This is a genomic window from Streptomyces sp. NPDC015139 (genome assembly GCF_043079785.1).
Taxonomy (GTDB): Bacteria; Actinomycetota; Actinomycetes; order Streptomycetales; family Streptomycetaceae; genus Streptomyces; species Streptomyces albidocamelliae.
This window is the reverse complement of sequence record NZ_JBIBUW010000015.1, coordinates 68,387-80,774: the sequence shown is the minus strand read 5'-3', so window position 1 is coordinate 80,774 and position 12,388 is coordinate 68,387. Positions and strand designations below refer to the sequence as shown.

Below are 12,388 nucleotides of genomic sequence, written 5' to 3'. Positions count from 1 at the left end.
CGCCCGGCCGGACCGCCCTCACGCGACGTGGCGGGGGAACACGGCACGCACCAGCTCCGCCATACCGCCCTCGTCCGGTGGCGCCGCCAGGCAGGACAGGGCGAGGCGCACCACCAGTTCGCAGGAGCGGGCCAGTTCGGCGGTGTCGGCGGGGGCGGCACCGGGTTCACCGAGCGCGGTCACGGCACGGTCCCTGACGGCGCGCACGAAGTCGCGGGGCGTCGGCAGCGGCCCGTCGGCCCGGCGCTGCGCGGGCACGGCGGTGGAGGACGGTACGGCGGCCAGCGGCGGGGCCGGCAGCCGCTCGTGCCAGGAGCCGGTCAGCATGGCCCGGACCAGCGCGTTGTCCCGGCCGGCGGCGGCCGTCCACTCGGCGGTCGCGGTGAGCCGCTCCCGGGGGCCGGCCGAGCCGCCGAGCGCCCGTTCCACCCCGGCGAGGTAGCCGTCGGCCTCGCGGCGCACGAGGGCCCGGGCCAGCCCGTCCTTGCTGCCGAACTCGTTGTAGAGGGTCTGCCGGGACACCCCGGCCGCCGCGGCCACGTCGACCATCCGCACCGCGGACCACGGCCGGCGCGCGAGGGCCGTATAGGCGGCGTCCAGTAGCGATTCCCGGGCAGCAGGCATCCTCGCCTCCCTGGGGCGGAGCAGCTTTGCGCCCAGATTTGACGCGCTTGTATGCACTGTCAAGAGTTCGCGGGGGTACGGGGTCGGGCTTCGGCCGCCCCCGCCCGGGCCGGCGCCGGCCGTCCCGCCCCGCGTGGCCCCGCGGGCGTGCGGGCCGATACGGTTCATCACATGCCGGACTACCTCGACGACCTGCGCCTCGCCCACGTCCTCGCGGACGCCGCCGACGCCACCACCATGGACCGCTTCAAGGCGCTCGACCTGAAGGTGGAGACGAAGCCGGACATGACCCCGGTGAGCGAGGCGGACAAGGCGGCGGAAGAACTCATCCGCGGCCAGCTCCAGCGCGCCCGCCCGCGGGACGCGATCCTCGGCGAGGAGTACGGACTCGAGGGCAGCGGTCCACGCCGCTGGGTGATCGACCCGATCGACGGCACCAAGAACTACGTGCGGGGCGTCCCGGTGTGGGCCACCCTCATCGCGCTGATGGAGGCGGCGGAGGGCGGCTACCAGCCCGTCGTCGGCCTCGTCTCCGCGCCCGCGCTCGGCCGCCGCTGGTGGGCCGCGAAGGGGCACGGCGCCTTCACCGGCCGCAGCCTGACCTCGGCGACCCGCATGCACGTCTCCGGCGTCAACGGGCTCGCGGACGCGTCCTTCGCGTACTCCTCCCTCTCCGGCTGGGAGGAGCAGGGCCGCCTGGACGGCTTCCTGGACCTGACCCGCCAGGTGTGGCGCACCCGCGCGTACGGCGACTTCTGGCCGTACATGATGGTCGCCGAGGGATCGGTGGACATCTGTGCCGAGCCCGAGCTGTCGCTGTGGGACATGGCGGCCACCGCGATCGTCGTCACCGAGGCGGGCGGCTCCTTCACCGGCCTCGACGGCCGGCCGGGCCCGCACAGCGGCAACGCCGCCGCGTCCAACGGTCTGCTGCACGACGAGATGCTGGGGTATCTCGGCGGGCGTCGCTGAGCCACGGCCGGATCCCACGCACGCCCTCAACTGACTTCGCGCGCCCTCTTGTTGACTCTCCCTTTACCTGTCACTCTGAGGTCACCCCCACTTGTGAACTTGTGAATCCCCGCACACGCGCGGATTCCTAGGAGGTGGCCCCATCCATGCTCGTCCGTGACGCCATGAGCACGGTGATCCTCACCGTCGGCCCCGCCCACACCCTCCGCCAGGCAGCGGCCCTGATGTCCGCCCGCCGCGTCGGCGCCGCCGTGGTCCTCGACCCGGACGCCGGCGGCATCGGCATCCTCACCGAACGCGACATCCTCAACTCCGTCGGCCTCGGCCAGGACCCGGACGCCGAACACGCCCACGCCCACACCACCACCGACGTCGTCTTCGCCTCCCCGGCCTGGACGCTGGAGGAAGCCGCACGGGCCATGGCCCACGGCGGCTTCCGGCACCTGGTCGTCCTCGATCGCGGCGAGGTGGCCGGCATCGTCTCGGTCCGCGACATCATCCGCTGCTGGGTCCCGGCCAGCGAGCCCGCTCCCGCGCTCTGAGCACGCGGAACGGGCCGGACCCCGAGCACCGTGGGGTCCGGCCCGCCCTGGGGCACTCCCCCAGGATCTCGGGGCACCGGGGAGCCGGTGCCGCCCGCTCAGGCGCGCAGCGCCCGCACCGCCGCCTCCAGCAGCTTGCCGAAGTCGGCGTCGGCGGCCGCGAAGTTGCCGATCGCACGCTCGGCGATGTCCTCGCGCGAGACCTGGCAGATCGCACCGGCGAGGTTGGCGATCAGCCGCTCGCGCTCCTCGTCCGACATCAGCCGGTAGAGGTTGCCCGCCTGCACGAAGTCGTCGTCCTCGGCGTGCGCCGGCGTCGGGTGGTCACCGGTGCCGCCCGAGAAGCCGTCGAACGACTGCCACAGCGGACGGCCGGTCTGCCGCGGCCCGCCGAAGCTGTTCGGCTCGTAGTTCTTCGCACCGCCGTGGCGCCCGTCGTAGAGGAGGCCGTCCCGGGAGTTGGTGCGCGCCTCGGTGGCGTGCGGACGGTTGACCGGCAGATGGTCGGCGTTGATGCCGACGCGGTAGCGGTGCGCGTCGCCGTAGGCGAAGAGCCGGCCCTGGAGCATCTTGTCGGGCGAGGGCCCGATGCCCGGAACGAAGTGCGCGGGGCTGAAGACCGACTGCTCGACCTCGGCGAAGACGTTCCGCGGGTTGCGGTTCAGCTCCAGCCTGCCGATCTCGACGACCGGGTAGTCCGCGTGCGGCCACACCTTGGTGAGGTCGAACGGGTTGAAGCGGTACGTCGCCGCGTCCGCCGCCGGCATGATCTGCACACCCACGGTCCAGCTCGGGAACTCGCCGCGCTCGATCGCCTCCCGCAGGTCACGCTGGTGCGAGTCGGGGTCCTTGCCCGCGAGGACCTCCGCCTCCGCGGCGGTGAGGTTCCTGATCCCCTGGTCGGTCTTGAAGTGGTACTTGACCCAGAAGGCCTCACCAAACGCGTTGTTCCACTGGAAGGTGTGCGAGCCGAAACCGTCCATGTGCCGGTACGAGGCCGGGATGCCGCGGTCGCCGAAGAGCCAGGTCACCTGGTGCGTCGACTCCGGCGACAGCGACCAGAAGTCCCACACGTTGTCGGCTTCCGTGCTGCCGGTGTACGGGTCGCGCTTCTGGGTGTGGATGAAGTCCGGGAACTTGATCGCGTCCCGGATGAAGAAGACCGGGGTGTTGTTGCCGACGAGGTCGTAGTTGCCCTCCTCGGTGTAGAACTTCAGCGAGAAGCCGCGCGGGTCCCGGACGGCGTCCGCCGCGCCCAGATTGCCGGCCACCGTCGAGAAGCGCAGGAAGACCTCGGTCTCCTTGCCGACCCCGGAGAGGAACGCGGCGCGCGTGTACGGCGTGACGTCGGCGGTCACCGTGAACGTGCCGTAGGCGCCGGCACCGCGGGCGTGCACCACGCGCTCCGGGATGCGCTCGCGGTTGAAGTGGGCCAGCTTCTCCAGGAGCAGCTGGTCCTGGACGAGCACCGGGCCGCCGACGCCTGCCGTCTCGCTGTTCTGGTTGTCGGCGACCGGAGCACCGGCCTCCGTGGTGAGCGGTCCCTGCGTCACGTGCGCCTCCTGCGTCATTCCCGACCAATCCTGTCCCATGGCCAAAGCCGCTGCCGATCCTACAATGGACTTTGTCTAAGTCAAATGTCGATCCAATCTCACACCAGTTCCCAACCTGGTCTGCCCTGCTGTTAGGCTGGTGGCCATGAGCGACCTTCTGGAACGGCTGCGTGGACGCGGATGGCGGATGACCGCGCAGCGGCGCGTCGTGGCCGAGGTTCTCGACGGCGAGCACGTGCATCTGACCGCCGACGAGGTCCACGCGCGGGCTGTCGCGAAGCTCCCCGAGATCTCCCGGGCCACCGTCTACAACACGCTGGGCGAGCTGGTCACCCTCGGCGAGGTGCTCGAGGTCTCGACCGACAGGCGCGCGAAGCGGTACGACCCGAACGCGCACCGGCCCCACCACCACCTGGTCTGCGCCCGGTGCGGCTCGATCCGTGACGTCCACCCGACGGGCAACCCGCTCGCCGACCTCCCCGACTCCGAGCGCTTCGGCTTCACGGTGTCGGACGTAGAGGTGACGTACCGCGGGCTGTGCCCGAACTGCGCGAGCGCGTAGACAGAGCGCGAAGGACGACGAGGAGGGGGCGAGAGCCCCCTCCTTCTGCGTTCCGGGCACCCGGGCGTCGCGTCGCGCGGGCACCGGGGGTCCATGAGGTTCGCGGAAACGACTGAGGGCCGGAATCCATTTCTGGATTCCGGCCCTCGGCCCTTAGTAGCGGGGACAGGATTTGAACCTGCGACCTCTGGGTTATGAGCCCAGCGAGCTACCGAGCTGCTCCACCCCGCGTCGGTGAACACGACATTACGTGAGGGGAGAGCGCGGAAGCAAATCCGTGGGGCGCGAGGTGTCCCGGATCACTCAGGAGACCTCGGCGGCTCACGCCGACAGCTCCTCCCGCAGCGCGTCCCGGAGCCGGCCCGCACGCTCGGACACCTCCGCCGGCCCCAGCGCCACCGCCCGGTCGGCCCACCGCTGGCCCTCCGCCAGCTCGCCACGACGCGCGTAGACCAGGGCCAGCCGCAGCGCCGCCCGTCCGTGCCCGGCGTCGGCGGCGCGGGTCCACCACACGGCGGCCTCCGGCTCGCTCCCCTCACGGGCCAGCAGCAGCCCCAGGTTGAACGCGCCGTTGCGCGAGCCGGCCTCCGCGGCCTCCCGGTACCACCGCGCCGCCTCCACCACGTCGCCGCGGGCGGCGGCCAGCATGCCGACCCGCACCTGCGCCCGCCGGTGCCCCTGGGACGCGGCACGCTCGTACCACTCCTCGCACTCGGTCTTCTCGTGCACGACCTCCCCGAGCTCGTGCGCGGGCTCCGGCGGCCGGCGCGCGTCGAGCAGGGTGGCCAGCCGGTAGGCCGCCTCCGCGCTCCCGCCGCCCGCGGCGCAGCGCAGGTGCCGCTCGGCCGCGGGCTCGTCGCCCTCGCGCTGCCGGGCGATCCCGACCTGCAGCGCGGCCTCGGTGTGCCCGGCCGCCGCCGCCCGCTCGTACCAGCGCAGGGCCATCTCCTCGGCGCCGCGCCCCGTGTACAGGATTCCGAGGTTGAACGCCGCGTCCACACTGCCGGCCTCGGCGGCCTTGGAGAACCACGGCTCCGCCCCGGTCGTGTCGCCGCCCTGGAGCAGCAGGATGGCCAGCGCGTTCGCCGCCTCCCGGTGCCCCGCGTACGCCGCCCGCCGGTACCACCGCTCGGCCTGCGCGGTCCGCCCCTGCTCCGCGCAGAGCAGCCCGAGGTTGTAGGCGCCGTTGTCGTCGCCGGCGTCCAGGGCGGCCCGGTACCAGCGCTCGGCGGTCTGCGTCTCACCGCGCTCGGCGTGCAGCGCGCCGAGCGCGTTGGCCGCGTTGCCGTCGCCGTCCTGGGCCGCGCGCAGCCACCACACGGCCGCGTTCTCGGTGTCCCCGGCGTCGCGCAGCAGGAAGCCGAGCGCGCAGGCGGCCCGCGGCTCACCGTCCTTGGCGGACGTCAGGTACCAGCGGCCGGCCTCCTTCAGCTCCCCGCGCTTCTCCAGGATCGCGCCGAGGTGCAGGGCGGCCCGCCGGTGGCCGCGCGCGGCAGCCTGCCGGTACCACCCCTCGGTCTCCGCGAGGGCGACAGCGTTGTCAGTCCCGGCCTCGTCCTCGTGCCCCGCCTTCCGGTCGATCGCGCGCGCCAGCCGGTAGGCGGCCTCGCGGTGCCCGCGCTCGGCCGCGGCCCGCATCCAGTGCCCGGCGCCCACGTCCCCGCGGTGCTCCAGCAGATCGGCGAGCGCGTAGGCGCCGAGGGCGTGGCCCTGCTCGGCGGACTGGCGCAGCCAGTACTCGGCGGCCGGCTCGTCGCCGCGCTCGCGGTGGTGGCGGCCCAGGGCGTGCGCCGCGGCGGCGGAACCGGCGACGGCGGCGATCCGCCACCAGCCGGCGGCCTCGTCGGCGTAGCCGCGCTGGTGCAGGAGGACGCCGAGGTTGTTGGCGGCGGCCCGGTCACCCGCCGCGGTGGCGGCCCGCAGCTGGGGTTCGGCTCCGTCGAGGTCGCCCCGGCGCAGGAGCATGGCGCCGAGCACGCTCGCCGCCTCGGCGTCGCCGCTCTGCGCCGCGAGAGCGAGCCGTACTTCTTCTCCGGCATCCCCCGTGTCGCTCAAGTCGTCGCGGGTCGGCTCCTCGGAAGGCTGCACAAATCGCCCTGACTCGAACAGAGTTGCCTTGTCCCCCATAACGTCCATCGTCGCACCACCTGCAACCTGGGTACACCCGGTATACCGCAGCCCGTGAGGTCACTTCAGCGTTTTGTCGACATGCCCACAGGGCGACAAGTCAAACACACTCGACCCCAACTCCCCCCGGCGGCGCGGCCGCCCCTCCCCCCAGTACATGAGTTCGCACACCACGAAGGCCCGGATCCCTGGGGATCCGGGCCTTCGATCGCAGTAGCGGGGACAGGATTTGAACCTGCGACCTCTGGGTTATGAGCCCAGCGAGCTACCGAGCTGCTCCACCCCGCGCCGTTGCCTGGCAACCGTACCACGGTGCGGGGTGGTCTTGATCAACTCCCGTTCTTGCCGCTCGGCTTCTCGGTCTTGGACTGCGCGTCCTGAGCCCGCTTCAGCGCCGCCTCCAGGTCCTTCTGGGCCTTGGCGTACGCGTCCCAGTCCGGGCCGTCCGGCTGCTGCAGGGCCTCCTTGCCGGCGTCGATGGCCTTCTGGGCGTCCGCGAGTGCCTGCTTGACCGTGGGGTTGCCGGTGTCGGGCGGGTTGGTGCCGGTGTCCGGCGGCGTGGTGGTCGTGCCCTTCACGCCGAACACGTCGTCCAGGGCCGCGTCCAGGGTGTCCTCGAAGGCGGTCTTGCCTCCGTAGGTGACCAGAACCTTGCGCAGCAACGGGTACTTGAGCGATCCGCCGCGTACGTAGACGGGCTCCACGTACAGCAGCCCCCCGTCGAGCGGCACGGTCAGCAGATTGCCGTACTCGACCTTCGAATGCCCGCGGCTGAGCAGGCTGATGGTCTCGGCGATGGCCGATTCGGAGTTGAACTGGCTCTGCACCTGTTTGGGGCCGTCGACGGTGGTGCTCGTCGGCAGTTTCAGGACTCTGATCTTGCCGTAGTCACTGGCGCGCGGATCGGAGTCGACCGCCATGAACGCGCTCAGGTTGTCCCGCCCGTTGGGCGTGAACGTCGTCGTCAGCGAGAACGCCTGCGCGGTCTGGTCCGGCATCTTCATGCTCAGGTAGTACGGCGGGACCGCGCTGCCGGAGTCGTTGGCCGGATCGTCGGGCACCTGCCAGACCTCGCTGCCGCTGAGGAACGTCTGGGCGTCCGTCACGTGGTAGCGGGTGAGCAGTTCGCGCTGGACCTTGAACAGGTCCTGCGGGTACCGCAGATGATCCATCAGGTCCGCGGAGATGGTGCTCTTCGCCTGCACCGTGCCGGGGAAGGCCTTCATCCAGGTCTTCAGCACCGGGTCATGGGTGTCCCACTGGTAGAGCTTGATCTCACCGGTGTACGCGTCGACGGTCGCCTTCACCGAGTTGCGGATGTAGTTGACCTGGTTCTGCTGGGCCACCACCGCACGGGAGTTGTTCGTCGCCGTCAGCGAGTCGGCCGTCGTGTCACCGAGGGTCGTACGGGACGAGTACGGGTAGCCGTTCGACGTGGTGTAGGCGTCGACGATCCACTGGATGCGGCCCTTGACGACGGCCGGGTAGGCGTCGCCGTCGATGGTCAGCCAGGGGGCGACCGCCTCCACGCGCTCCTTGGGCGTGCGGTTGTACAGGATCCGCGAGCCCTTGCCGATCGCGCCCGAGTACAGGATCTGCGGCTCGTTGAACGACAGCGCGTACGCGGCCCGGTTGAGCGGGTTGTCGAGGTTGACCCCGCTCCTGCCGACGTAGCTGGTGGTCTTCTCCCCGCTGTCGTCGGAGTAGTCGATCTCCTTCTGCGGACCGCCGACGATGGAGTACGTGGTGGTCTTCTCGCCGTAGTAGACCCGCTGTTCGTACGTGCCCAGGTCGCCGCGGGACGGCAGGTCGGACTCGGTGAAGACCGGCTCGCCGTTGGAGTCGGCCTCCGTGCCCTTGGCGGCGACCACGCCGTAACCGTGCGTGTAGCGGAAGTGGTCGTTGATCCAGTTGTTCTTCGGGATGCCGTCCAGGTTCAGTTCGCGCAGCCCGAGGACGGTGTCCTGCTCCTTGCCGTCCTTGGTGGGGTAGCGGTCGACGTCCAGGTTGGTCGGGAACCCGTAGTAGTTCTTCATCTGCTGCAACTGCTGGAACGTGGGCGAGACGACGTTCGGATCGATGATCCGGATGCTCGCCGCGTCGTTCGCGTCGTTGCGCAGCTTGGTCTTGTCCGTGGTCGTGGACTTGCCCGCGTACTCGCTGACCTTGGTGTCGTCGATGCCGTACGCCTCGCGGGTCGCCTTGAGGTTCTTCTGGACGTACGGGGCTTCCTTGGCCTGCTCGTTGGGCTGGACCTGGAACTTCTGCACGATCGCCGGGTACAGCCCGCCGATCAGGATCGCCGAGAGCACCATCAGGCCGAAGCCGATGACCGGCAGCTGCCAGGTGCGCCGCCACAGCGTGGCGAAGAACAGCAGCGCGCAGATGACGGCGATGCAGAACAGGATCGTCTTGGCCGGCAGGTAGGCGTTGGCGTCGACGTAGCGCAGGCCGGTCCAGTTGCCGGTCGCCTTGAAGTCGCTGGTCTTGACGGCCAGGCCGTACCGGTCGAGCCAGTAGGCGACCGCCTTGAGGGCGACGAAGATGCCGAGCAGCACCGACAGATGCCCGGTCGCGGCGGCCGTGGCGCGCGCGCCGGGGCTGGTGACGCGCAGCCCGCCGTACAGGTAGTGGGTGAGGGCGGCGGCGATCAGGCTGAGGATCGCGGCGGCGAAGCCGAAGCCCAGCAGGAACCGGTACCAGGGCAGGTCGAAGGCGTAGAAGGAGATGTCGAGGTGGAACTGCGGGTCCTTCTCGTGGAAGGGGACGCCGTTGACCCACATCAGCCAGGTCCGCCACTGGCTCGACGCCGAGGCACCGGCGATGAGGCCGACCAGGGCGGTGACGGCGAGCAGCAGCCACTTCTTGTACGGCGCTATGGCCATCCGGTACCGGTCGAGGCTCTGCTGCTCCATGGACATGGCGCTCAGCGGGGGCCGCAGCCGGTGCGCGAGCCAGATGTTGACGCCCACGGCCAGTGCCATCAGCAGGCCGAAGACGAAGAACAGCCCGATCTTGGTCGACAGCGTGGTCGTGAACACGGACGAGTAGTGCACCGACCGGTACCACAGCCAGTCCGTCCAGAAGCCCGCGAACATGGTGAACGCCATGCCGAGGACTGCCAGGACGCCCAGTGTCACGAGCAGGGTCCTCACGCGCCGGGACGGGCGGCCCGCTCTGATCCGTGGACCCGTCGGGCCTCCGCCGCGGTCCGGCATCTGGAAAGCCAAGGTGCGCACCTCGAAGTCGCTGTCGATCCGTCAGGCCCCCGGTTTCGCGGGCCCTCCGTGGCCCCCCGTGATCGTGGGCCCACACCTATGCAACTTACTCACGGTTTACTCGGTTCCCGATTCCGGGCGGGAACGAGGCAGGATTGTGACCATGTCCAACACTCCCATGGCAGCGAACCCGCTCACCCGGGCCGTACTCGAGATCGACGAGTACGCCTCCGGCCTCGGCTGGGAACAGCCCGCTCGCCTCTTCGCCCTCGTCGACACCGCACGGCTGCGGGCCCAGGAACCCTCGCTCGCGGCCCAGCTGGGCCTGGAGAACGAGTCCGAGACCGCCGGTCTCACCCCGATCGAGCAGGACGAGATCCCGTCCGGCAAGCCGCTGGACGAGTTCCTCGGCACCATCGCCTGGCCGGACGCGGTGGCCGGCTGCGCGCTCACGGTGGAGCGCCTGATGCTGCCGCCGTCGGCCGAGGCGCAGGTCCCGCAGGGCCTGAGCGAGGCCAAGCTGGCCAAGTGGGTGGCCGATCACCCCGAGCGCCAGGAGGTCCGGATGACGGTCGCGGTGCTGCGCGACGGCACCCGCGAGTCGGCGCTGCGGCTGCGTGAGAAGGACTCCTCGACGGAGGTCCTGACCGGTCCCGACCTGGTTCCGGGGCTCGCCCAGGCACTGTCCTCGACGTTCGCGGACTGACGTCCGGCGGGTACGGCGATGGGGGCGCCCCGGATGTGCGGGGCGCCCCCAGCCGTGCTCAGGGGCCGCTCAGCCCTTGGTGGTGCACTTGGGCAGGGCCGCGGTGTTCCCGCCGCGGATGTCCTTCAGCGCGCCGAGGGCGTCCCCGATCGTCTTGACCTTGACCAGGGTGAGCCCGCTCGGGGTGTCCTTGGCGGCGGCCGCGCAGTTCTCGGCCGGCGTCAGGAAGTACTGGGCGCCCTTGCTGCGCGCGCCCACGGTCTTCATCTCGATGCCGCCGATCGGGCCGACCGTGCCGTTGTCGTCGATGGTGCCGGTGCCGGCGACGAACGTGCCGCCCGTGAGGTTGCCCGGGGTGAGCTTGTCGTAGATCCCGAGGGCGAACATCAGACCGGCGCTGGGGCCGCCGACGTCGGCGAGCTTGATGTCGATGGAGAACGGGAAGGTGTGGTCGGTCCCGGCGGAGATCCCGACGATGGCCCGCTTGGCGCCCGTGTCGTGGGAGGTCGCCGTGGTGATGGTGACGTCCCGCGTCTTCGTCGCCGCCTTGTTCGCCTTCTCGGCGGCGGCCTGCTCCTTGGCCGGGACGACCGTGAAGACGACCTTCTGACCGGCCTTGTGCCTGGTCACCAGCTTGGCGACGTCGGACGGCTGCTTGACCGCCGTGCCGTCCACGGCCTTGATCACGTCACCGGCGTGCAGCCGGCCCTCGGCCGGGGAGTCCTTGACGACGGTGGAGACGATCACCCAGGACTTCACCGGGACGCCCAGCTCCTTCAGGGCGGCGACCTTGGCGCTCTCCTGGGACTGGCTGAACTCCTCGGCGTTCTCCTGGGAGGACTGCTCCTCCGTCTTGCCGTCCGGGTAGAGGGTGTCGTGCGGGACGATCTTGCTGTCGTGGGCCAGCCACCCGTAGACGGCCTCCACCAGGTTCATCCGGAAGTCCGCGCTGGTGACCCGGACCGTGGTCATGTTCAGATGACCGTCGGCCGGATAGGTCTTGTGCCCGGAGATCTGCAGCACCGGCTCGCCGTCGTGGTCCCCCAGCGTGTTCACGGTCGGGCCGGGGGACATCTCCGAGAACGGCACGGGGATGAGCACTCCCGCGCACAGGAGCGCGATCAGCATCAGGGTGGAGGCGAGCATCGTCGCGGTGCGGCGTGGCATGCCATGACAGTACGGGACGGCTGTGTCAGCACACCGTCAGGGCACCCGCGTCACGCCTCGCGCGCGCCCGTGTCCGTCTTCTCCATGGCGGCGCGGAATCGGGCGTACCCGTCGAGCTCCGGACCGTCGCTGCGCATCTTGCGCGTCCGGTTGGCCCAACTGCCCCACAGTCCGGCCGCTATCGCAGCCACCATCGGAATCAGCAACCAGGCGAGAGCCGCCATGCCGACCTCCCAACCCCTTGAGCGTCTGCGACTGACTGATCAGCAGATTAACCATTCGCACTGACAACGCTCACGCGAGGGTGCCGGTTACGCAACCGCATGGCCCGGTCGGCCGAACGTGCCGCACGGTGGGGCGCGGTCAGCAGGCGCCGACCCACTCCTCGGTCCCGTCGGAGAACTTCTGGTGCTTCCAGATGGGGACCTCGTGCTTGATGTCGTCGATCAGCCGGCGGCAGGCGTCGAAGGCCTCCGCGCGGTGCGGGCACGCCACGGCGACCACGACGGCGAGGTCCCCGATCCGCAGGTCACCCACACGGTGGACGGCGGCCAGCGCGCGCACCGGGAAGTCCGCGACGACCTTCTCGGCGATCCGCCGCATCTCGGCCTCGGCACGGGGATGGCAGGAGTACCCGAGCCCGTCGACGTCGGCGCCGCCGTCGTGGTTGCGCACGGTTCCGACGAACAGCGCGATGCCGCCGGCCGCCTCGTCCCCGACGGCCCGGAACACCTCGTCGACGGAGAGCGCGGTCTCCCGGACGCCGATCAGCTTGACGGGATCCTGAGCGGCCTGCTCACCGGGGTGCTCGTTCGCGTGTGCCATACCTCCCATCCTGCCGCACGCGTATGACATCCCGGTATACGAGATTCACCAGTCCCGCGCGCACCGGCGTTTGGAGCGTCCTACAGGACGCG

Annotated in this window: 11 protein-coding genes and 2 tRNA genes; 4 read left to right on the top strand and 9 right to left on the bottom strand. The window is 70.7% G+C overall.

Going from position 1 to position 12,388, the window contains the following annotated elements; genetic code table 11:
• Positions 1-18 precede the first annotated feature (18 nt).
• Entirely contained in the window at positions 19-624 is a 606-nt protein-coding gene (locus ACF08B_RS32290; protein WP_392320629.1) for a TetR/AcrR family transcriptional regulator, read from the bottom strand.
• Between the two features lie 171 nt (positions 625-795).
• Between ACF08B_RS32290 and hisN the strand changes: the two genes are divergently transcribed.
• Both hisN and ACF08B_RS32280 read left to right on the top strand, forming a co-directional pair.
• Positions 796-1,596 carry a histidinol-phosphatase gene (hisN, locus tag ACF08B_RS32285; protein WP_392320628.1) on the top strand — a complete coding sequence of 267 codons (801 nt, stop codon included), beginning with the start codon at positions 796-798 and terminating at the stop codon, positions 1,594-1,596.
• 146 nt (positions 1,597-1,742) lie between these two features.
• Positions 1,743-2,138, top strand: a complete 396-nt coding sequence (locus ACF08B_RS32280) for a cyclic nucleotide-binding/CBS domain-containing protein (protein ID WP_392320627.1) — start codon at positions 1,743-1,745, stop codon at positions 2,136-2,138.
• Between the two features lie 98 nt (positions 2,139-2,236).
• On the opposite strand, the gene ACF08B_RS32275 is transcribed toward ACF08B_RS32280, so the two are convergent.
• The gene (locus ACF08B_RS32275; RefSeq protein WP_392320626.1) at positions 2,237-3,691 is read right to left on the bottom strand and encodes a catalase; all 1,455 of its coding nucleotides are present in this window, start codon (positions 3,689-3,691) and stop codon (positions 2,237-2,239) included.
• Positions 3,692-3,836: 145 nt separating this feature from the next.
• Between ACF08B_RS32275 and ACF08B_RS32270 the strand changes: the two genes are divergently transcribed.
• Positions 3,837-4,253: a Fur family transcriptional regulator gene (locus ACF08B_RS32270; protein ID WP_093474863.1), complete on the top strand. Its 417-nt coding sequence runs from the start codon at positions 3,837-3,839 to the stop codon at positions 4,251-4,253.
• 157 nt (positions 4,254-4,410) lie between these two features.
• On the opposite strand, the gene ACF08B_RS32265 is transcribed toward ACF08B_RS32270, so the two are convergent.
• From ACF08B_RS32265 to ACF08B_RS32250, 4 genes are all read right to left on the bottom strand, one after another.
• A tRNA-Met gene (locus tag ACF08B_RS32265) sits at positions 4,411-4,484 on the bottom strand.
• 90 nt (positions 4,485-4,574) lie between these two features.
• Positions 4,575-6,389 (bottom strand): tetratricopeptide repeat protein, encoded by a 1,815-nt coding sequence (locus tag ACF08B_RS32260; protein ID WP_392320625.1) that lies wholly within the window; start codon positions 6,387-6,389, stop codon positions 4,575-4,577.
• Positions 6,390-6,594: 205 nt separating this feature from the next.
• Positions 6,595-6,668 (bottom strand) — tRNA-Met (locus tag ACF08B_RS32255).
• Between the two features lie 41 nt (positions 6,669-6,709).
• Positions 6,710-9,598: a UPF0182 family protein gene (locus ACF08B_RS32250; RefSeq protein ID WP_392320672.1), complete on the bottom strand. Its 2,889-nt coding sequence runs from the start codon at positions 9,596-9,598 to the stop codon at positions 6,710-6,712.
• Between the two features lie 163 nt (positions 9,599-9,761).
• On the opposite strand from ACF08B_RS32250, the gene ACF08B_RS32245 reads away from it, so the two are divergent.
• Positions 9,762-10,304, top strand: coding sequence for a PPA1309 family protein (locus ACF08B_RS32245; protein ID WP_093474868.1), 543 nt, complete (start codon positions 9,762-9,764; stop codon positions 10,302-10,304).
• A gap of 69 nt (positions 10,305-10,373) precedes the next feature.
• Here ACF08B_RS32245 and ACF08B_RS32240 read toward each other — a convergent pair whose 3' ends face one another.
• The 3 genes from ACF08B_RS32240 to ACF08B_RS32230 all read right to left on the bottom strand — a co-directional run bounded on the left by ACF08B_RS32240 (position 10,374) and on the right by ACF08B_RS32230 (position 12,296).
• Positions 10,374-11,471 (bottom strand): PDZ domain-containing protein, encoded by a 1,098-nt coding sequence (locus ACF08B_RS32240; RefSeq protein ID WP_392320624.1) that lies wholly within the window; start codon positions 11,469-11,471, stop codon positions 10,374-10,376.
• A gap of 50 nt (positions 11,472-11,521) precedes the next feature.
• Positions 11,522-11,665, bottom strand: a complete 144-nt coding sequence (locus ACF08B_RS32235; RefSeq protein WP_392320675.1) for a hypothetical protein — start codon at positions 11,663-11,665, stop codon at positions 11,522-11,524.
• A gap of 169 nt (positions 11,666-11,834) precedes the next feature.
• Positions 11,835-12,296, bottom strand: a complete 462-nt coding sequence (locus ACF08B_RS32230; RefSeq protein WP_392320623.1) for a molybdenum cofactor biosynthesis protein MoaE — start codon at positions 12,294-12,296, stop codon at positions 11,835-11,837.
• Positions 12,297-12,388: the final 92 nt, after the last annotated feature.

Coding starts and splice junctions, on each gene's coding strand:
- ACF08B_RS32290 (WP_392320629.1), bottom strand. CDS start 624: ATGCCTGCTGCCCGGGAATCGCTACTGGACGCCGCCTATACGGCCCTC.
- hisN (WP_392320628.1), top strand. CDS start 796: ATGCCGGACTACCTCGACGACCTGCGCCTCGCCCACGTCCTCGCGGAC.
- ACF08B_RS32280 (WP_392320627.1), top strand. CDS start 1,743: ATGCTCGTCCGTGACGCCATGAGCACGGTGATCCTCACCGTCGGCCCC.
- ACF08B_RS32270 (WP_093474863.1), top strand. CDS start 3,837: ATGAGCGACCTTCTGGAACGGCTGCGTGGACGCGGATGGCGGATGACC.
- ACF08B_RS32260 (WP_392320625.1), bottom strand. CDS start 6,389: ATGGACGTTATGGGGGACAAGGCAACTCTGTTCGAGTCAGGGCGATTT.
- ACF08B_RS32250 (WP_392320672.1), bottom strand. CDS start 9,598: ATGCCGGACCGCGGCGGAGGCCCGACGGGTCCACGGATCAGAGCGGGC.
- ACF08B_RS32245 (WP_093474868.1), top strand. CDS start 9,762: ATGTCCAACACTCCCATGGCAGCGAACCCGCTCACCCGGGCCGTACTC.
- ACF08B_RS32240 (WP_392320624.1), bottom strand. CDS start 11,471: ATGCCACGCCGCACCGCGACGATGCTCGCCTCCACCCTGATGCTGATC.
- ACF08B_RS32235 (WP_392320675.1), bottom strand. CDS start 11,665: ATGGTGGCTGCGATAGCGGCCGGACTGTGGGGCAGTTGGGCCAACCGG.
- ACF08B_RS32230 (WP_392320623.1), bottom strand. CDS start 12,296: ATGGCACACGCGAACGAGCACCCCGGTGAGCAGGCCGCTCAGGATCCC.